This is a genomic window from Kitasatospora sp. Ki12, assembly GCF_054601375.1.
On sequence record NZ_BAAIHT010000001.1, the window covers coordinates 3268824 to 3288602 of the forward strand.

Consider the following 19779-nt stretch of genomic DNA (forward strand, 5'->3'; position numbering starts at 1 on the left):
GGAGCGCCGCCCCGGCGGGAAGGCTCCCGGTGGCGGGCGAGCGACGGTCGAGGGGGCACTCATGCCGGGGTTTCTGGAAGGCGATCCGGAGCGGCACCTGCTGCGGATCCGCGACCTCAACGGGCGGCTGCACGGCTTAGGGTTCGTCGCCGACCCGCAGGGCGCGGTGCTCACCGCGCACGAGAGCGTGGCCGGACTGGACCGGGTCGTCCTGCACACCCCCGGCGGACAGACCCGGGTGCTCGGCCCGGACGCCGTCCTGCCGCTGCCCGAGCACGGGCTCGCGCTGCTGCGCACCGACGCGGTCGGCGGGCTGCCGGTGCCGCCGCTGCCGGTGGCCGCCGTCGGGGCCGGGCACGAGGTGCTGCTGCCCGCGCTGGCGGGCGAGGACGGGCGGGTGGTCGCGCTGCGCTGCGGGCTGCTCGGGGTCACCGGCGCCGGGTACGGCGGGCACCCGCTGGGCGGGGTGCTGCTGCTGGACGTCCCGGTGGTCGGCGGGGTCTCGGTGCCGGCCGGCTCGCCGGTGCTGGACGCCCGCAGCGGCGCCGTGGTGGCGCTGGCCGCGCCCGCCGTCCGGGGGCCGTGGCACGGCGGGGAGCTGGCGGCGGTGGCGGTCGGTGGTGGGGCCTTGGAGGTCGCCGAGGCGCTGGCGGGGGTGCTGGCGCGCAACGCGGCGGGCGTGCCCGCGTACGGGCCGGCGCTCAACCTGGCCGGCGTGCTGCGGCTGACCGCCGCCCAGCTGGCGGCCGCCGGGGCCGGGCCCGGGCGGGTGGCCGGGCTGGCCGCGGACCGGGTGGACCGGCCGGACGGCCTGGCCGGGGACGAGCCGGCCGCGACCGTCAGCGCGCTGGTCGGCGCACCCGGCAGCGGGCGCTCCACCGAACTGGCCGCGCTGGCCGTCCGCCGCACCGGCGGCGCCCACCCGCTGCCCACCCTCTGGCTGCGCGGCGCCGACCTGCGCGCCGGGGACCGCTCGCTGGCCGAACCGGTGGAGCGGGCGCTGGCCGCGGCGGCGGCCGAACTGGGCACCCCGGCACCCGCGCCGGAGCCGGTGGCGGCGCTGTGCGCGGCCGCCGGCCGGCCGCTGCTGGTCGTCCTGGACGGCCCGGAGGAGGCCCCGGCCCGGCTGGACGCGCGCTGGCTGCGCGGCGCCGGGCAGTGGCTGACCGGCTGCGGGGCGCGGCTGCTGACCGCCTGCGGCGAGGAGCTCTGGGAGCGTCTGGCGGACGAGGACTGGGGCGACGGCGCCGGCGGCCCGCACCGGGCGGAGGAGCCGCACCCGGCCGGGGACCTGAGCAGTGCGCCCACCGTCCGGATGGACGGCGGCCGCCCGGGCGGCCCGAGCCTGGCCGGGCACCGGCTGGGCCCGCTGCCGGCCGAGGCCGCCGAGCGGGTGCGCCGCCGGTACGGGCTGCCGCCCGGCCGGCCGGCCGCCGCCGAGGACGCCCGGCACCCGCTGGCCGTACGGCTGGCCGGGGAGCTGTGGGCCGAGGGGCTGCGGGACGAGGGGCCGCGGGACGCGCCGGTGCACCGGGGCGAGCTGTTCGGCGCCTTCCTGGACCTGCGCTGCCTGCGGGTGGCCCAGCGGTTGGCCGAGGACGGCCGGCCGCGCCGCCCGGGCGCCCACCGCCGGGGCGCCGCCCGGCCCGGCGGCCCGCGCCACGGGCGGGTGCGCCGGCTCGCGGCGGCGGTGGCGGGCCGGGTCCACGAGGCGGCCCGGCGGATGCTCGGCAGCGAGCCGGGCGGGCTGGACCGGACGGTCTTCGAGGAGCTGTTCCCGGTCGACGGCGGCTGGGCCACGGCGGTGCTCGCCGAGGGCCTGTTCGTCCCCGCCGGGCCCGGATTCCGGTTCGCCCACGGGGAGTTCGCCGACTGGCTGCAGGGCCTGCACCTGGACCTGGACGCGGCGCTGCGGCTGCTGCTCGGCGAGGCCGCGGACACGCCGCCCGGGTCCGGGGACGGCACCGACGGTCCCCGGCGGCCCGCCGGAGTGAACCGGGTGCCCCGGCACCGGATCGGCCCGGTCGCCGCCGCGCTGCGCCGGGTCGCCGAGACCTGGGGCGCGCCCGCCCTGGACCCGTGGCTGCACCGGATCTGGCGCGCGCTGGACCTGCGCCCGCCCGGCAGCGAACCCGCCTGGTGGGCGGCCCGGTTGCTCACCAGCGGGCTGGCCGCCAGCCCGGACCGGTCCGAACACCGGGCGCTGCTCGACCAGTTGGCCGGTCGGATCGCCGAGCGGGCGGCCGCGACGGGCGGGGCGGCGACGCTCCCGGCCGGGCTCGGCCGCTTCGGACCGGCGTTCTGGACCGGCCTCGGGCTGCCGGCCGAGGCCGAACTCGACCTGCTGCGCCGGCTGGTGCCCGCCGACGGCCCCGGGCAGCGCTTCCTCGGGACGGTGGCCGAGCGGCTGCGGGCCGACCCGGTCACGGTGTTCCCGCTGCTCTGCGCCTGGTTCGAGGATCCGCGCGGCCTGCCGGGCCGCCCCGGCAGCACCGTCGCCGACCTCGCCCACGACCTGCTGCACGCCCACCGGCGGCTCGCCCTGGACGAGTTGGCCGACGCCCTGGCCGCGGCCGCGCACCCGAGGGCGGACGCGCTGCTCACCGTGCTCGCCGCGGAGGAGCCGTCCGCGCTCTGCCGCGCGGTGGACCGCTGGAGCCACGACCGGCGGCCCGAACGGCACGTCGCGGCCGCCGTGCACGCGCTGCGGACGGCGCCCTACGCGACCGGGGCCGGCGCCGAACTGCTGCGGTTCACCGCGCTGACCCTGCTCGCCCGCGAGGACGAACCGGGCCTGCACGGCGCGGCGCTGGCCCTGCTGGTCGGCGACCCGGCGGCCCGGGCCGAGCACCTCCCGGCCGCGCTCGCCCTGCACCGGGCGGGCGGCGACGCCTTCCTCACCCCGAGCGCGCTCGCCCCGGCCCTGGAGAGCGACCCGGAGCCCGTCCTGGCCGTGCTCGCCGAGCACGTGGCGGCACCCGGCCCGGCCACCGCCGAGACGCTGCGGGTGCTGGCCGACGCCGTCGCGCCGGTGGCCGTACGGCGGGGCGCGGAACTGGCCGCCCGGCTGCTGCGGGCGCACCCCGGGCTGGCCGGCCCGGTCGCCGTCGACTACCTGGGCCGCCGGCTGGCGCGCGCCGCGGCCGTCGGCCCGGCCGACCGGCTGGAGCTGCGGGTGGTGCTCGGTGCCGCGCTGGGCGCCCGGACGGCGGCCGTGCGGCGGCCGTTCGCCGAGGTGCTGTCCGTCCCGGTGGCCGACCCGGCGGCGGACGCGCTCCGCTGCGAGCTGCTGGACACCCTGCTCGCCGCCGAGACCGACCCGGTGGTGCTGACCGCCGTCGTGGAGCGGCTGGCCGAGCACTGCGCGGCCGAGCGGCCCGCCCGGGCGCGCGCGGTGCTGGCCAGGACCACGCCCGCGCTGCCGGGCGCCGACGAGCTGCTGGTGCGCTGCGCCGGACGCTCCGCGGCCTTCGCCCGGCTGCTGGTCCGGTGGCCGCGGGACGTCGCCCCGGCCGCGCCGGACGGCCCCCGGCTGGCCCGGATGCGGGCCCTGGCGGCGGTCGGCCGGGACCCGCAGTACGCCGCCGCGGAGGCGGAACGGACCGCGCCCGACCGGCCCGTACGGCAGCCGGTGCGCTCAACCCGCATTCCGGTGCCTGAGCCGGGGCAGGCGCATGGCACGCTATAGGGGTTCGGGTTTTGAGCGTTTGAGCGTACAGAGGGTACGCGCCGTACGGAACAAGGAGCGGTCAGGTGCAGCGCTGGCGTGGCCTGGAGGAGATCCCCGGTGACTGGGGACGCAGCGTCGTCACCATCGGCTCGTTCGACGGGGTGCACCGCGGGCATCAGCTGATCATCGGGCAGGCGGTCGAGCGCGCCCGCGAGCTCGGCCTCCCGTCGGTCGTGGTGACCTTCGACCCGCACCCGCGCGAGGTGATCCGCCCGGGCAGCCACCCGCCGCTGCTCGCGCCGCACCCGCGGCGGGCCGAGCTGATCGCCGAGCTCGGCGTGGACGCGGTCCTGGTGCTGCCGTTCACCACGGAGTTCTCGCAGGAGTCCCCGGAGACCTTCGTCCGGCAGGTCCTGGTGGACGCGCTGCGCGCGCGGGTCGTCATCGAGGGCCCCAACTTCCGCTTCGGGCACCGGGCGGCCGGGGACGTCGCGCTGCTCACCGAGCTCGGCGGGGCGGACGACTTCGAGGTCGAGGTGGTCGACCTGCAGGTGTGCGGCACGGCGGGGGACGGCGAGCCGTTCTCCTCCAGCCTGACCCGCCGGCTGGTCGAGGCCGGGGACATGGCCGGCGCCAACGAGGTGCTGGGCCGCCCGCACCGGGTCGAGGGCGAGGTGGTGCGCGGCGCGCAGCGTGGCCGCGAGCTGGGCTTCCCGACCGCCAACGTCGAGACCGTGCCGCACAGCGCCGTCCCGGCCGACGGCGTGTACGCGGGCTGGCTGACCGCCGACGGCGAGCGGATGCCGGCGGCGATCTCGGTCGGCACCAACCCGACCTTCGACGGCACCGCCCGCACCGTGGAGGCGTACGCCATCGACCGGGTCGGCCTGGACCTGTACGGGCTGCACGTCGCGGTGGACTTCCTGGCCTACCTGCGCGGGATGGAGAAGTTCGACTCCATCGACGCGCTGCTGGACCGGATGGCCGACGACGTCAAGCGCGCCCGCGAGCTGACCGACGGGCTCTGATCGGGGCCCGCCCCGAGAACGCCGGAAGGGCCCGCCGACCTGTGTCGGCGGGCCCTTCCCGTGCTCTCACCGGCTCTCACCGGCTCGTCACCGCGGGGGCGCCTGCGGCGGGTAGCCGTAGCCGGGCGGCGGGGGCTGGTAGCCGTCCGGCTCGGCGGGCGGGGCGGGCACCGGCGGCTGGCCCTGGGCGCCCGGGTAGCCGTAGCCGGGCTGCTGCGGGGCGCCCTGCTGCGGCGGCCAGGGCTGCTGCTGCGGGTAGCCGTACCCGGCCGGGGGCGGCGGGGTCTGGCCGGGCTGCGGCGCCCACGGCGCTCCCGGGGCGGGCTGCGGGGCCTGCGCCTGGCCCGGGTAGGGCTGCGGCTGCGGGGCCGGCTGCTGCTGCCAGGAGGCCTGCTGGGCGGCGGCCTGCTGGGCCCGGGCGATGTCCTCGCCGACCAGGGTGGCCAGCTCGAAGTACGCCTCGCGGACCTTGGGCCGCATCATGTCGAGGTTGACCTCGGCGCCGGCCGCCAGGCTCTCGTCGAAGGGCACCACGACCACGCCGCGGCAGCGGGTCTGGAAGTGCGCGACGATGTCCTCGACCTTGATCATCTTGCTGGTCTCGCGCACCCCGGAGACCACCGTGATGCTGCGCTGCACCAGGTCGGCGTAGCCGTGCGCGGAGAGCCAGTCCAGGGTGGTCGAGGCGCTGGAGGCGCCGTCCACGCTGGGGGTGGAGACGATGATCAGCTGGTCGGCCAGGTCCAGCACCCCGCGCATGGCGCTGTAGAGCAGGCCGGTGCCGGAGTCGGTCAGGATGATCGGGTACTGGCGGCCCAGCACGTCGATGACCTGGCGGTAGTCCGAGTCGTTGAACGTGGTGGACACCGCCGGGTCGACGTCGTTCGCCAGGATCTCCAGGCCCGAGTTCAGGTCCTGCGAGGTGAACTGACGGATGTCCATGTAGCTGCGCAGGTGCGGGATGGCCGTCACCAGGTCGCGGATGGTCGCGCCGGTCTGGCGCTTGACCCGGCGGCCCAGGGTGCCGGCGTCCGGGTTGGCGTCGATCGCGATCACCTTGTCCTGGCGCTCGCTGGCCAGGGTCGCGCCGAGCGCGGTGGTGGTCGTGGTCTTGCCGACCCCGCCCTTGAGGCTGATCACGGCGATCCGGTAGCAGCTCAGCACCGGGGTGCGGATGATCTCCAGCTTGCGGGACTTCTCGGCCGCCGCGGCCTTGCCGCCGAACTGGAACCGCGGCTGCTGGCGCTGCTGCTTGGGCTGGCTGCGCAGCAGCCGGTCCGAGGACAGCTCGACGGCCGCGGTGTAGCCGAGCGGCGCGCCGTGCGCGGTCTGCTGCGGGGCGGCGGCCTGCTGGAACGCGGCGGGCTGCGGGGCCGGCTGCTGCTGCCAGGGCTGCGCGGGGGCGGGCTGCTGCGCCTGCTGCGGCTGGGCGGGCTGGCCCGGCTGCGGCTGGCCGGGCAGGGGCTGGCCGGGCTGGGGCTGCGCCGGCGGCGGGTAGGCGGCGGGCTGCGGCCAGCCGCCCTGGCGCGGGTCCACCGGGCCGGGCTGCGGGACCGGCGCGGGCTGCGGCTGCGCAGCGACGGGCGGCTGCTGGGCCGGGGCCGCCGCCTGCTGGGCCGCCCACGCGGCCTGCGGGTCCCAGGCGGCCGGCTGGTCCTGCGGGTTCTGGGGGTACTGCGGGCCCAGCGGGTGCTGCGGCGGGACCGGCTGGGCGGGCGGCTGCGCGTAGGACTGCGGCGGGGCGGGCGGCCCGGGCTGCGGCGCCACCGGGGCCGCCGGGTACGGCTGGGGCGCGGGCGGCTGCGCCAGGGCCTCGGCCGTCGGCCAGGCCGCGGCGGCGGGCTGCGGCTGCTCGGCGGTGGGGGAGGGCATCGGGGGCACGGGGGGCACGGGGGCCGCCACCGGGAACGGGACGTGCTGGGCCTCGGCCTGGACGGGCGGCGCCGGCGGCACCGGTGCCACGGGCGCGGGGGCCGGGACGGGGGCGGGCACCGCCTCTGCCTGCGGCACGGGGGCCGGGGCCGGAGCCGGAGTCGGGACGGGAAGCGGCGCGGGGGCAGGGGCCGGCGCGGCCAGCGGAGGCTGGGCCTGCTGCGGGACCGGAGCCTGAGCCTGCGCCACCTGAACCGGGGCCACCGGGGCCACCGGAGGCACCGCCGCCGCGACGGGCGCGGGCGCGGCGGGCTGCGCGTCGGCAGGCCCGGCGGGCGCGCCCACCGGAGCCGCTGCCGAAGCCTGCGGAGCCGCCGGGGTCGCCGAAGCCGCCGGCGTCTCCGTCTGCACGTACCAGGACGGGGGAGTGTAGTCAGGCGCGTCCGACCAGTCGTCGTCGTCCTCCGCCGCGTTGTCGCCGACGTAGACGCCGTCCCGATCGCTGCTCACTCTGGCTCCCTCGTGTTCGCCGCCGCTTGTTCAGCGGTGCCGTTGCCGCATCCCAGACTAGGCCGTACGGCAACCCCTGTTGAAGGCGGCTTCGGTTCCGCGGCGCCCCGCCGGGTGCGGCGAGCCGCCGCTCGGACCGTCCGCCCGGACCGTCCGTTCAGGCCGTCCGCGCAGCCCGTCCGGAGAGTCCGTCCGGTCAGTCCATCCGGCGCGGGCCGCCGAGGACCTGCTGCTCGGCCTGTCCGGCCACCGTCCGTACGTACTGGCGCCGCACCCGGGTCGCCCACAGGGTGAGGTCGTCGCCGAGGGTGGGCAGGGTGGCCACGTCCTCCGGCGGGAGCGACAGCACCCGGCCGGTCAGCTCCGCCTCCTGGGGGGAGATCCGCTGCACGCCGACCAGGTCGGCCGCGTTGAGCACCCGGGCGGCGTTCGGGCCCAGGTACGGGAGCAGCGTCAGGGTGGTCTGCCAGGGTGCGGCGGAGAGCCGGCTGCGCGGCGGGCGGGCGCCGAGGTCGCGCACCACCAGGACCGGCGAGGCGACCGAGGCGCCCTGCGGGCCGAGCCGGCCGACCTGGTGGACCGTCACGCAGGGCTGGCCGCCGCCGGCGGCCTGGGCCATCGGGCCCCACAGCTGTCCGCGGGCGGTCTCCACCACGACCCGGGCGCCGATCGCGGCCGCCCGCAGTGCGATGACCTGGGCCGTCCACATGCCGCCGATCAGCACCAGGTCGTACGCGCTGGGGCGGAAGAGGCCGAGCACCGCGGGCAGTCCCTGCGGGTCGACGCCGATGACCACGCCGTCGTCGCCGACCGGGAAGGCCAGCGCGGCGAGGTCGGCCGGTTCGAGGACGTGCTTCTCCCGGCGCGGGCCGCGCAGGCCGAAGCCGGGCAGGATCCGCGGCCGGGTCCGGCGCTGTTCGGCGCCGGGCTGCGGGCCGAGGGCGGGATAGCTCTGGTACGCCATCAGGACGTTCCTCCCAGCGGCAGGGTGGCGAGCATGCCGGGGGCCTGCTCCAGGTCGAGCCGGACGAGGCCGAGGCCGGCGCTCTGCGCCCGGGTCTCCACCTGGCGGCCGACCTGGCCGACCTCGCTCTCGCTGCGCCCGGTCACCCGCAGGTGGCCGCTGACGGTCACCGAGTCGCCGGTGCCGTGCCCGGCGGTCAGGCTGAAGGTGCTGGCCAGGGCCGGGGAGCCGGTGATCAGGTTGACCAGGTCCGGGGCGGCGATCCGGCCGGGGGCGCCGCCGGGGCGGCTCAGCTGGGGCCAGCGGGAGATCCAGTAGGTGCTGTGCCAGCGGTCGTCGATCCGCCAGAACCGGTTGCCCTCCTGGGTGCGGCGGGTGGTGCCGCCGCCGCTGCCGGTGCCCTGGCGGCCGGCCACCGCGATCGGGTTGGCGCAGGCGGAGATGGCCAGGGCGGCGATCAGTTCGCGCTCGTCCAGCACGGTCGCGTTGAACCCGGCGCTGTTGAGCCGTCCGGCCAGCTGGTCGGTCACCCGCTGCAGCGCCTTGCGGGCGCCCTCCTCGCCGCCGCCGCGGGCCCGGACGGCGGTCGCCGCGCGCTCCGGGTCGAGCTTGAGGGCGACCCAGGTCAGCCGCAGCCCGGGGGTGGAGGTGCCGTCCGGCAGCTCGCGGTAGGCACGGGCGGCCAGCGACTGCTCGGGCAGGTGCGGGGCCGGGGCGGGCTGGGTGTGCTGGACCAGCTGCACCGACTCCAGGGTGATGTCGTCCACCGTGAGCGCCGAGCAGACGACGTCCAGCGGCAGCGGCAGCGCGGTGCGCACCGGGCGCAGCGGCTGGTCCTTGGCCTGGACGAGCAGCAGCGAGGTGAGGAAGGTGCCGTCGCCGACCATGCCGGTCTCCCGGCGGACCGGCCGGCCGCCGAACTCGGCCTCGGTGGCGTGGGTGCAGGTGCGCAGCCCCGGTTCGAGTTCCAGCGCGGGTGCCAGCGCCGGGTCGGTGCCGGCCGGCGGCAGCAGCGTACGGGCCTGCTTGCGGCGGGACTTGAGGGCGGAGCGCACCCGCAGCAGCTCGGGGACGGTCCGGCCGCGCAGGGGCACGACGGCGAGGACGACCAGCACCAGCGCGACCGCGCCGAAGCCGGCCGCGACCGGGCGGCTGATCGTCCAGCCGACCGCGACCAGTGCCGCCGCGACCTCGATCAGCACGAGCTGTTGGAGCTTCAACCGGCCGCCGAGCAGCCCGGGCCGGGGGTTGACGCGCACCTGGACGGCGCCGCCGCGGCCAGGGTTGCTCGGCGGCGGGACGGGCCCCGGCTCGGCGGCCGGGCCGCCGTGCTGAGCCCGGCCGGACCGGCGCGGCCTCCCGGCACCCGTGGTGCGGCGGCGTCCTGGAGCGGTCTGGCTTGGCATCCCCCGATGGCCCTCTCTTGATCCGTTGTCGCGGCCCGGCTGGCTGGTTCGCGGACCGTACCCGTACCGTACTCACCGTCTGCTGCCGCATCGTAGAGGGTTCGTGCCGGTTCGCGCCCGGCGGGTGGACCAGGGGCAGGTCGGTCTGACAACGTCCGACAACGTCTGACAAGGGGGACGACGAGGATGGCTTCGCGCCGGGACGAGCTCAACGCGTACACCTTCGCCCGCAAGCGCACGGTGGGGGCGTTCCTGCTGCCCGCGGGCGGCGGCAGTGACGAGGACGCGCCGCGTCCGGTGAAGGCGGTGCTGCCGAGCATCCTGGCCGGCGCGGTGGTGGTGGCCGGGTTCGGGCTCTGGGGGGTGTTCAAGCCCAGTGCCCCGCTGAAGTGGGACGACGGCAAGAACGTCATCCAGGGCAAGCAGTCGACCACCCGGTACGTGGTGCTGACGGATCCGGACGGCAAGACCAAGCGGCTGCACCAGGTGCTGAACATGTCCTCGGCGCGGCTGGTGCTGCCGGTCGACGCCAAGGTCGTGGTGGTCGACGACGGGGTGCTGGACCGGTACCCGAACCACGGTCCGACCATCGGCATCCCGTACGCGCCGGACAAGCTGCCGAGCAAGGACAACGCGAGCCAGTCGATGAAGTGGGCGGTCTGCGACCGTCCGGGCTCGGACGAGAAGCGCGAGACCGTCAACCAGGCGGTGTTCGTGGCGGCCGGCCAGGACGCGGCGGCGCTGGCGGCCAAGGACCGGATGCTCGGCCCGGACCAGCTGATGCTGGTGCAGCAGGCGGACGACCAGCAGGTGTCGGCCGCGCCGGTGCCCGGTCAGCAGGCCGCCGGGGGTGCGAAGACGTACCTGGTCGACGCCCAGGGCCGCAAGCACGAGATCGGCTCCCCGCAGTCGGACGACAAGGAGCGCAGGTCGCTGATCACCGCGGTCTTCGGGCCCAACGCGGCGGCGCAGCGGGTCAAGCGGGAGTGGCTGGACACCCTGGTGAACGGCTCCCCGATCACCTTCCCGCAGATCGACGGGGTGGCGGACAGCCAGGGCCCCAACTCCTCGGTGGGGCTGGGGAACGCCGCCGACCGCCGGGTCGGCCGGCTGGTGCACTACCAGGACCGCCACTACGTGGTCGGCAAGGACCGGCTCTACCTGGTCACCCCGTTCCAGGCGGAGCTCATCCGGCAGAACCCGGCGTACCAGATGCTCTACAAGTACGACCAGGACAAGAACCCGCGCAGCGACGGGATGACCCCGCTCGACCACTCCCAGTTCGACAGCGAGACCCGGCTGCCGGGCACCGCGGCCGACTGGCCGTTGAAGGCCGGCGCGCCGGTGAACAACTGGAAGGACCCGCAGGACGCCCGGTCGGTCGTGTGCAGCACCTTCGACGGTGTCGCCGAGGACGGCCGTACGCCCAAGCGCAGTGTCTGGGCCGGGACTTCGTATCCCGCGCAGTACAACAACGGGGCCGGCGCCGGGTACGTGACCCCCGGTCACGGGCTGTTCTACCGGGCGCTGGACAACGCCGCCGGCGGCTCCGGCACCGACTTCCTGATCACCGAGACGGGGCTGCGCTACGCCGTCCCGGCCAACGGCGACGGCGGCCGCGGTGCCACCCCCGCGCCGGGCGGGCAGCCCGGGCAGAGCGGCGCCCCGAAGCCGGGGGCGCCCGACCAGCAGTCCGGCCAGCAGCAGGGTCAGCAGGCAGGCCAGCAGCCCGGCGAGAAGCCGGACGAAACCGGCGGCAACCAGGCCCGGTTGGGCTACCAGGGGCTCCAGCCGCTGCCGGTGCCGCACGAGTGGTCGGACCTGGTGCCGGCCGGACCGCCGCTGACCGCGAAGAGCGCCGCCCAGCCGCAGAACGCCTGAGCGGCCAAGCGCGGCAACGGAATTGGCCGCAGTGTCATGGTCTGGTAACTACTCGGTGATCGATGTTGGGCGAGCTGCGTGTGCCGACTACAGTGCTGCTGGGCATCACACAGGTGATGCAGCGGTGGGGCCCTCCGGGGCCCTCCGTGCACGCAATTGTTTGTCTCATGGGGGACGGTGGAGCATGGCTCAGGGTCAGTTCACGATGACTGCTCAGGAGATGCTGGCTTTCGCCAACAAGATCGAGCAGGCCATCGGCAAGATCGAGGCTGAGCGGGTCAAGCTCATCAGCACGGTCTCGGGCATCACCAATGGCTGGCAGGGTCAGGCGGCGACGGCCTACACGAATCTGCAGAACCACGTCAACGACGACATCGCGAAGCTCAAGGAGTCGCTGTCGGCGATCAAGCACGCGATCGAGCAGACCACCAAGCACTACTCGAGCACCGAGGAAGAGCAGAAGGCGATGTTCTCCAACGCCCAGGGCTGATCGCCGTACCCGCGCTGATCACCTCTCTGTTCCGAACCGCCGCTCGGCGGGGAGTCCGCCACTGACCGCGGGGCGCCCCGCACCCTCGTCAAGGGAGACAACGTGTCCGACCACATCCTCGTCAACTTCGAGACCGTTCACAACGCCGCCGAGGAGGTCAAGGCCTCGGCCGGCCGCATCGAGAGCATGCTGAGCGACCTCAAGAAGGACGTCACCCGGATCGCCCAGAGCTGGCAGGGCAAGGCCCAGGAGGGCTACAACGTCCAGCAGGCCAAGTGGGACTCCGCGGCCGCCGACCTGCACACCACCACCACGCAGATCGCGACCTCGCTGGAGAACGCCGCGCAGAGCTACCGCACCACCGAGGACAGCAACGCCAAGCTCTGGGCGCACTGACGACGGGTTCCCCGAGGGGAACGACAAGGGGCGGGTACCCGGCGACCGGGCACCCGCCCCTCGGCGCGCGGCACGGGTGGACGACATGAGGGGTGGCAGGGTGTCCGGACGCGGGTACCGGAAGACGGCCGCGGCACTGGCCGCGCTCGCGGTGCTGGGCGGCCCGCTCGCCGCCCCGGCGTACGCCGACGGCGGGCCCGGGCTGGCCGCCGCGGGCGACTGCCCCAAGAACGCGCCCGACGTGCAGACCGTGCCGTGGTCGCTGCAGCGCCTGCTGCTGGACGAGCTGTGGCAGGGCGGACGGACCACCGGCAAGGGCGTGAAGGTCGCGGTCATCGACACCGGGGTCGACCGGAACAACCTGCAGCTGGCCGGTCAGGTCGTGGCCGGCGACGCGGGCCCGCAGCTGGTCGACAAGGTCCAGGAGGGCTCCAACCTGCTGGTCAACCGGGAGACCAAGGAACCGGTCCCCGGCAAGTCCACCGAGGACCCGGTCGGTCACGGCACCAAGGTGGCCGGGATCATCGCGGCCCGCCGGAGCGAGCGGACCGGCTTCGTCGGGCTGGCCCCCGACGCCCAGATCCTGTCGATCCGGCAGAACGACAGCGACGGCAACGGCGACGTCTCGACCCTGGTGAGGGCGATCCACGAGGCGGTCGCCGCCAAGGCCAAGGTCATCAACATCTCCCAGGACGTGCGCGGCGCGGGCGACGCCCACTTCGGCGGTTACCCGGAGCTGAAGGCCGAGATCCAGGCCGCCGAGGACGCCGGCGTCGTGGTGGTCGCCTCCACCGGCAACGACGGCAAGGAAGGCGACACCTATCCGGGTGCGTTCCCGACCGTGCTGGCCGTCGGCGCCTCCGACCGCAACAACGAGCGCGCCCCGTTCTCCCAGTACGGCAGTTTCGTGAAGGTCGCCGCGCCCGGTGTCGACATGCTGTCCACCGTGCCCGGGAGCGGCCAGTGCGTGGACAACGGCACCAGCTTCGCCGCCCCGTACGTCTCCGGGCTCGCCGCGCTGCTGGTCGGCGCCCACCCGGCCTGGAAGCCCGCCCAGGTGCGGGCCTGGATCGAGCAGACCGCCCAGCGCACCAAGCGCGACCCGGACGTCTTCGTCGGCTGGGGCGTGGTGGACCCGGTCAAGGCCGTCACCAAGGCCCCGGACGTCGCGCCGACGGCCGCCGTCCCGGACGCCCCGGTGCAGCTCGCCTCCGCGCCGATCGTGCCGCGGCCGGTCGGCCTCGGTGAGACCCAGGCCGACCGCGACGGCCGCACCGCGACGTACGTCCTCGGCGTCGGCGCGCTGCTGGTCGCCCTGCTGATCGGCGGCGGCGTGGTGCTGCGCGACCACCGGCGCAAGTCCGCCGACTGACCCGGACGCCCGTGCACACGGCGGTGCCCCGGGCTGGGGAAGCCCGGGGCACCGCGGTGTGGGGGAGGGTGGGGGTCGCTCCTGCTGGGGTCGGTCCTGCCGGGGTCAGTCCTGCTGGTCCTCGGGGAGGCTGATCACCCAGCGGGTGTCCTGCCGGGGGCGCAGGTAGAACAGCCAGTAGAGGGTGGCGGCGGCGGTGATGCCGCCGGTCCACAGCAGCGGCTCGGCGTCCAGCTGGGTCATCACGTAGACCAGGACGGCGATCAGCACGACCGGGACGGCCGGCCACAGCGGCATCCGCCAGGCGGCGGCGTGCTTGTGGTGGCCGCGGCGGGAGAGCAGCGCGGCGATCGCGACCAGCAGGTACATCCCGGTGACGGCGACGCCGGTGATGTTGCTCAGCAGCTCGCCCTTGACGAAGCAGAGCGCGGCGCCGGGCAGGCCGACGGCCAGGGTGGCGATCCACGGGGAGCCGAAGCGGCCGAGGGTGGCGAAGGCCTTGTTGACCGGCTCCGGCCAGGCCTTGTCGCGGGCGGAGGCGAACAGCACCCGGGAGTTCTGGATGACCATGACGATGCCGGCGTTGATGATGGCCAGCGCGACGCAGAGGCTGATGAAGGTGCCGACCGCGGAGTTGCTCCAGGCGGTGACCATGCCGGAGATGTCGCCGGAGGTCAGGGTCTGCAGGTCGGGGGCGCCCACGGTGATGGCGACGACCGGGATCAGGATGACGGCGGCGGAGATGCCGAGCGTCCACAGCACGGTGCGGGAGACGTTGCGGCGGGGGTTCTCCAGCTCCTCGGACAGGTAGACGGCGGTGGAGAAGCCCTGGGTGATGAAGAGGGCGATGCCGAGCGCGCCGACGATCGCGCCCACGCCCACCGTGGTGGTGGCGCCGCCGTCCCCGGCGACCACGCCGTGCAGCAGGCTGGGGGCGTTGCCGTTGGCGTGCGAGAAGCCGAGCACCGAGACCACGCCGGCCGCGATGACCTCCAGCACCAGGAAGACGCCGGTGATCCAGGCGTTGGCGCGCAGGTCGAGCAGGCCGGCCAGGGTGGCGGCGAGCATCACGGCGGCGCCGGTCATGGCCTTGTCGAGGTGGAGCACGGGGGCGAGGTAGTCGGCGGTGCCGAGGGCGATGACCGAGGGGACGATCATCACCACGATCAGGGAGAGCACGAAGACCAGCCAGCCCATCAGCCGTCCGGCGAGGGTGCCGACCATCGCGTACTCGCCGCCGGCGCTGGGGATCAGGGTGCCGAGCTCGGAGTAGCAGAACGCGACCGCGACGCAGAGCACGGTGCCGATGGCGATGGCCAGGGCGGTGGCGCTGCCGATGCTGGAGAACAGCTCCGGCACGATCACGAAGAGCGTCGACGCCGGGGTGACGCAGGACAGCGTGAGCAGTGTGCCGCCCACGACGCCGATCGAGCGCTTGAGCTGCTGGGGCGCTGCCGCCGTTGCCGCCGTGGCGGCTACGTTCTGTGGCGGGCGAAGCGTGTCGGTCATGTGGCTTCCGATCGGCTCTGTGCGGTCCTGGAGTGGGAGCGGTATCGCCTCCGCTGGCTGGTCGCTCGGTTCTGGTCCAGTCGCTCCCGGGCCGCAATGGAACCTTGGGCGTATTGACTGCGTCAACGTCGGAACTGCTTCGGAATCCGTTGCGGCGCACGGCATAAACATGCGATCCGATGATCACGTTCGGTCATTGTGCGCTATGTCCGACTTGTTACCTTGGGCACATTGCACTTGAATCAAAGGTGAACGGAACATTGCGGCCGGAGATTCAAAGGCTGGTGTGGCGCTGTACAGCGGTACGCCCAGGCGGCTCCGAAGGGCCCGACCACTCCCCGGGCGGGTACGGGAACCGCAGCACCCGGCCGGAAAGATCTAGGTAACGTTTCAGAACCTGGGACGCCGAAGGGGCCGGACCCCGGCGGGTCCGACCCCTTCGATCACCGTCCGTGACGGGCGGCGCGGCTACACCACCGGCAGCCAGCCCGTCTGGACCATCTGCCCGTTGGTCGCGCGGCGTGACACGAACACCCCGCGGCCGGGCGGCAGCGCCTGCGGCCGGACCGTCCCCAGCAGCGCGCCCTCGTCCCGGTTGCCGGAGAGGATCACGCCCTGGCCGCCCAGCTCGCGCATCCGCTGCAGCACCGGCTCGTACAGCGAGCGCCCCGCGCCGCCGGCGCTGCGGGCCACGATCACCCGCAGGCCGATGTCCCGGGCGAACGGCAGGAACTCGGCCAGCGGCGCCAGCGGGTTGCCCGAGCTCGTCGCGACCAGCTCGTAGTCGTCGACGATCACGAACATGTCCTTGCCGCTGTACCAGCTGCGGTTGCGCAGCTGCTCGGCGGTCACGTCCGGGCCCGGCAGGCGGCGGGAACAGGCCCCGCGCAGCATCTCCACCACGGCTGACATGGCCGGTTGCGCGGCCGCGTACTCGACCAGGTACTCCGGGGGCACCGTGCCCAGCAGCGCGCGCCGGTAGTCGCCGACCACGATGCCCGCCTGCTCCGGGGTGTAACGCTCGGTGATCTGCTTGATCAGCATCCGCAGCACCGCGGACTTCCCGGACTCGGTGTCGCCGAAGACGATGAACAGCGGGTCGGTCTCGAAGTTCACGAAGACCGGTGCCAGCTCCGCCTCGTCCACACCGAAGGACACACCGCGCTCCGGGTGCTCGAACCCCTTCGGCAGCGAGGTCCCGTCCAGGACGGCCGGCAGCATCCGCACCTGCGGGGCGCGCGGCCCGGCCCAGGCCCCGTCGATCGCGCCGACCAGCCCGGACACGCCGTCCTGCAGGTCGTCGACGCCGGAGGAGCCGTCCAGGCGCGGCAGCCCGGACAGGAAGTGCAGCCGCTCCGGGGTGACGCCGCGCCCGGCCAGCGGTGGGACGTTCTGCGCCACCCGGCGGTCCACCTCGGACTCCATCGCGTCGCCGAGCTTCAGCTCCGTGCGGTTCTGCAGCAGGTCCTTCAGCGCCGGACGGACCTCGGCGTACCGGGCCGCGGTGATGATCAGGTGGACGCCGTAGCCGAGGCCGCGCTGGGCGATGTCGCCGATCACCGGCTCCAGGCCCTCGAACTCCTGCTTGAAGGTGTTCCAGCCGTCGATCACCAGGAACACGTCGCCGAAGGCCTCGTCCGGCAGCCCGCCGGCCGCCCGGCGGGCCCGGTAGGTGCCGATGGTGTCGATCCCGGCGACCCGGAACAGCTCCTCGCGCCGGTTCATCACCCCGTGCACCTCGGAGACCATCCGGCGCACCTTGTCCACGTCCAGGCGCCCGGCCACCCCGCCGACGTGCGGCAGCCCGGTCACCGACTGGAAGCTGCCCGCACCGAAGTCCAGCAGGTAGAACTGCACCTCGAGCGGGGTGTGGGTGAGCGCGAACGAGGCCACCGTGGTGCGCACCACGGTCGACTTGCCCGAGCGCGGACCGCCCACGATCAGGCCGTGGCCGGCCGCCCCCGCGTAGTCGACCTCCAGGATGTCCGTCTTCTGCTCGCGCGGCTTGTCCACGATGCCGATCGGCGCCCGCAGCCGGCCCACCGGGTAGCCGGGCGCGGTCAGCCCGCGCTCCGCCACCACCTGCAGCGGCGGCAGCAGGTGGTCCATGCTCGGTGCCTCCTCCAGCGGCGGCAGCCACACCTGGTGCGCGGCCGGGCCCTGGCCGACCATCCGCTGGACGAACACGTCCAGCACGGTGTCCACCAGCGCGTCGTCCGTCTCCGGGACCGGCGGCGCCTCCTCCTGCACCGGGTCCGGCAGCTCCACGTAGGCCGCGGTGAACTCCACCGGCCGCGCGTCGACCCGCCGCCCGCCGGTCGACCGCTGCTGCCCCGGCGCCCGGTACGGCCCCGAGACGTAGGCGGCCTTGAACCGGTCCATCACGTCCTCGCCGAACTTGAGGTAGCCGACGCCCGGCACCGGCGGCAGGTGGTAGGCGTCCGGCACGCCGATCGCCGCCCGCGACTCCGCCGCCGAGAAGGTGCGCAGACCGATCCGGTAGGAGAGGTAGGTGTCCAGGCCGCGCAGCTTGCCCTCCTCCAGGCGCTGCGAGGCGAGCAGCAGGTGCACGCCCAGCGAGCGGCCGATCCGGCCGATCTGGATGAACATCTCGATGAAGTCCGGCTTGGCGGTGAGCAGCTCGGAGAACTCGTCGATGATCAGCACCAGCGAGGGCAGCGGGTCCAGCGCCGCGCCGGCCGCCCGGGCCCGCTCGTACTCGTGGATGTTGGCGTAGTTGCCCGCCGAGCGCAGCAGTTCCTGGCGGCGGTGCAGCTCGCCCTCGATCGCGTCGCGCATGCGGTCGACCAGGGTGAGCTCGCCCTCCAGGTTGGTGATCACCGCGGAGGTGTGCGGCATGTCGGCCATGCCGGAGAAGGTCGCGCCGCCCTTGAAGTCGGCGAGGACGAAGTTGAGGATCTCCGAGGAGTGGGTCATCGCCAGCGCCAGCACCAGGGTGCGCAGCAGCTCGGACTTGCCGGAGCCGGTCGCGCCCACGCACAGGCCGTGCGGGCCCATGCCCTCCAGCGCGGCCTCCTTGATGTCCAGGTAGACGTGCTCGCCGTTGGCCCCGACACCGATCGGCACCCGCATCCGCTCGTGCTGGGCGCGCTGGCGCCAGCTGCGGTTGGCGTCGAAGGAGCCCGGGTCGCCCGAGCTCATCATGTCGGTGAAGTCCAGGTTGGACAGCAGCGGCTCGTCGTCCCCGCCGGCCGAGACCCGGTACGGCGCCAGCTGCCGCGCCAGCGCCTCGGACTGCCACACCGAGAGCAGGTCCGGGGTGCCGGTGTACGTCGCGCCGGAGGCCGAACGCAACACCAGTTCCTCGGAGTTGACCGTCACCATCAGGTGCCCGCTGGGCTCGTCCACCTCACCCGGGACGACCTCGATGACGGTCACGCCCTGCACGCCCTCGGGGCTCGCCAGCAGCGAGTCGTGCGGCACCCCGGCGCCGTCCATGACGATCACCAGGTGCGGCTGGTCCGCCGCCGGCGACGCGTCCCGGATGAAGCGCTGGCGCCCGGCCAGCTCGTCCTGCAGCAGGTACTCCAGGTCACCCAGGTCGGTGGCGAACAGCCGGCGCGAGCCCGCGCCGTCGGCCTCCTTGCGGTGCTGGTTGTGCGGGAGCCACTTGGTCCACTCCCACTCCTCGGCCGCGCCGGGCGCCGCCGCGACGGCGACCATCAGGTCGTCCGGCGAGTGCAGGGTGGTCAGCTGGGCGATCATCGCGCGCACGTTGCCGTACACCGAGTCGGGGTCCCCGCAGACCGTGATGTGGTAGAAGGCCCGCAGCGACACCGCCAGCGGCAGGTCCTGCAGCGTGCCGTGCGCCTTCAGGAAGGAGTGCATCGCGGCCGCCGACATCGGCTCCAGCTCGTCCATCGGCGCGGTCTGCGGCGCGACCAGCGGGGTGGACAGCTGCACCGGCCCCAGGCCCACCCGGATCTGCGCGAAGTCGCCGTCCCCGGTGCGCCGCTCCCACAGCCGCCGGCCGTCCTCGACGATCGACCACAGCTGGTCCGGCGCCGGGTTCAGGAAGAGCAGCGCGCCGCGCTGGCGCTCCGCGGTGCGGCGCACCTGGCGGCGGGTCTGCTGCAGGTACTTGAGGTAGTCGCGCCGCTCGTCCGCCATCGCGGTCGAGCCGCCCTTCCGGGCCCGCACGATCTGGGCCAGCGCCATGCCGACCGTCGAGACGATCATCAGACCGCCCATGACCTTCATCGGGGCGGCCGCGCCGGGCGCGAAGAAGAACACCGCCGACCCGCCCATGCCGAGCATCGGCAGGATGCTCATCAGCCAGTCCTCGCCGCCCTGCCGGGGCAGTTCGGGCGGGCTCACCAGCTCCACCGGCTCGTCCGGCACGGTGGGCGGATAGGCCCTTGCCGGTCGCTTGACCGTGATCACACCCATGTGTCATCCACCCCGTGGCGTCGATCGATCACTTCGGCATCAGCCCTCACGCGACTGCGCACGGTCGTACGGGAATCCGGCGGCCGAGGACGCCCCACACGGCGCAGCCCCCGTGACCTTCGCGCAGGCGCCGATCCTAACGGTCGCCCCCGCGCCGCCCGCCAGGCCCCGGTCACGAACCGAACGGGTAGGGTAACGCCGCGCCAACTCGCGGCCCGGTCGGGCCGGTTCCACAGCCACACCGAGCGCCGCCGTGCCTCGGCACCGTCAA

11 protein-coding genes are annotated in these 19779 nt (G+C 74.9%); 6 read left to right on the plus strand and 5 right to left on the minus strand.

Features of this window, described 5'->3' with window-relative positions:
• The first annotated feature begins 61 nt into the window (after positions 1–61).
• A complete protein-coding gene (locus ACYP53_RS14430; RefSeq protein WP_459647606.1) occupies positions 62–3688 on the plus strand; it encodes a serine protease in 3627 nt (1208 codons plus the stop codon).
• Between the two features lie 65 nt (positions 3689–3753).
• On the plus strand, positions 3754–4698 hold the full coding sequence (locus tag ACYP53_RS14435; RefSeq protein WP_189924704.1) for a bifunctional riboflavin kinase/FAD synthetase: 945 nt from the start codon (positions 3754–3756) through the stop codon (positions 4696–4698).
• Between the two features lie 87 nt (positions 4699–4785).
• Here ACYP53_RS14435 and ACYP53_RS14440 read toward each other — a convergent pair whose 3' ends face one another.
• The 3 genes from ACYP53_RS14440 to eccE form a co-directional block, all read right to left on the minus strand.
• Positions 4786–7080 (minus strand): MinD/ParA family ATP-binding protein, encoded by a 2295-nt coding sequence (locus ACYP53_RS14440; RefSeq protein WP_459647607.1) that lies wholly within the window; start codon positions 7078–7080, stop codon positions 4786–4788.
• A gap of 196 nt (positions 7081–7276) precedes the next feature.
• On the minus strand, positions 7277–8044 hold the full coding sequence (locus ACYP53_RS14445) for a hypothetical protein (protein ID WP_459647608.1): 768 nt from the start codon (positions 8042–8044) through the stop codon (positions 7277–7279).
• Positions 8044–9303, minus strand: a complete 1260-nt coding sequence (eccE, locus tag ACYP53_RS14450; RefSeq protein WP_459647609.1) for a type VII secretion protein EccE — start codon at positions 9301–9303, stop codon at positions 8044–8046. Before eccE ends, ACYP53_RS14445 begins: the two co-directional genes overlap by 1 nt.
• Before the next feature lie 333 nt (positions 9304–9636).
• On the opposite strand from eccE, the gene ACYP53_RS14455 reads away from it, so the two are divergent.
• The 4 genes from ACYP53_RS14455 (at position 9637) to ACYP53_RS14470 (ending at position 13589) form a co-directional block, all read left to right on the plus strand.
• Positions 9637–11331 (plus strand): type VII secretion protein EccB, encoded by a 1695-nt coding sequence (locus ACYP53_RS14455; RefSeq protein ID WP_459647610.1) that lies wholly within the window; start codon positions 9637–9639, stop codon positions 11329–11331.
• 184 nt (positions 11332–11515) lie between these two features.
• Complete coding sequence (locus tag ACYP53_RS14460) at positions 11516–11821, plus strand: WXG100 family type VII secretion target (RefSeq protein ID WP_189924718.1); 306 nt, start codon at positions 11516–11518, stop codon at positions 11819–11821.
• Between the two features lie 102 nt (positions 11822–11923).
• Positions 11924–12217: a WXG100 family type VII secretion target gene (locus ACYP53_RS14465; protein ID WP_189924720.1), complete on the plus strand. Its 294-nt coding sequence runs from the start codon at positions 11924–11926 to the stop codon at positions 12215–12217.
• An 85-nt stretch (positions 12218–12302) separates the two neighbouring features.
• The gene (locus ACYP53_RS14470; RefSeq protein WP_459647611.1) at positions 12303–13589 is read left to right on the plus strand and encodes a S8 family serine peptidase; all 1287 of its coding nucleotides are present in this window, start codon (positions 12303–12305) and stop codon (positions 13587–13589) included.
• A gap of 105 nt (positions 13590–13694) precedes the next feature.
• On the opposite strand, the gene ACYP53_RS14475 is transcribed toward ACYP53_RS14470, so the two are convergent.
• Positions 13695–15098 carry an APC family permease gene (locus ACYP53_RS14475; RefSeq protein ID WP_459647612.1) on the minus strand — a complete coding sequence of 468 codons (1404 nt, stop codon included), beginning with the start codon at positions 15096–15098 and terminating at the stop codon, positions 13695–13697.
• Between the two features lie 468 nt (positions 15099–15566).
• Positions 15567–19508 (minus strand): type VII secretion protein EccCa, encoded by a 3942-nt coding sequence (gene eccCa / locus ACYP53_RS14480; RefSeq protein WP_459647613.1) that lies wholly within the window; start codon positions 19506–19508, stop codon positions 15567–15569.
• Positions 19509–19779 lie beyond the last annotated feature (271 nt).

What these genes read in the sequence shown, in the direction of transcription:
- ACYP53_RS14430 (WP_459647606.1), top strand. Translation starts at nt 62, where the DNA reads ATGCCGGGGTTTCTGGAAGGCGATCCGGAGCGGCACCTGCTGCGGATC.
- ACYP53_RS14445 (WP_459647608.1), bottom strand. Translation starts at nt 8,044, where the DNA reads ATGGCGTACCAGAGCTATCCCGCCCTCGGCCCGCAGCCCGGCGCCGAA.
- ACYP53_RS14455 (WP_459647610.1), top strand. Translation starts at nt 9,637, where the DNA reads ATGGCTTCGCGCCGGGACGAGCTCAACGCGTACACCTTCGCCCGCAAG.
- ACYP53_RS14460 (WP_189924718.1), top strand. Translation starts at nt 11,516, where the DNA reads ATGGCTCAGGGTCAGTTCACGATGACTGCTCAGGAGATGCTGGCTTTC.
- ACYP53_RS14470 (WP_459647611.1), top strand. Translation starts at nt 12,303, where the DNA reads ATGAGGGGTGGCAGGGTGTCCGGACGCGGGTACCGGAAGACGGCCGCG.
- ACYP53_RS14475 (WP_459647612.1), bottom strand. Translation starts at nt 15,098, where the DNA reads ATGACCGACACGCTTCGCCCGCCACAGAACGTAGCCGCCACGGCGGCA.
- eccCa (WP_459647613.1), bottom strand. Translation starts at nt 19,508, where the DNA reads ATGGGTGTGATCACGGTCAAGCGACCGGCAAGGGCCTATCCGCCCACC.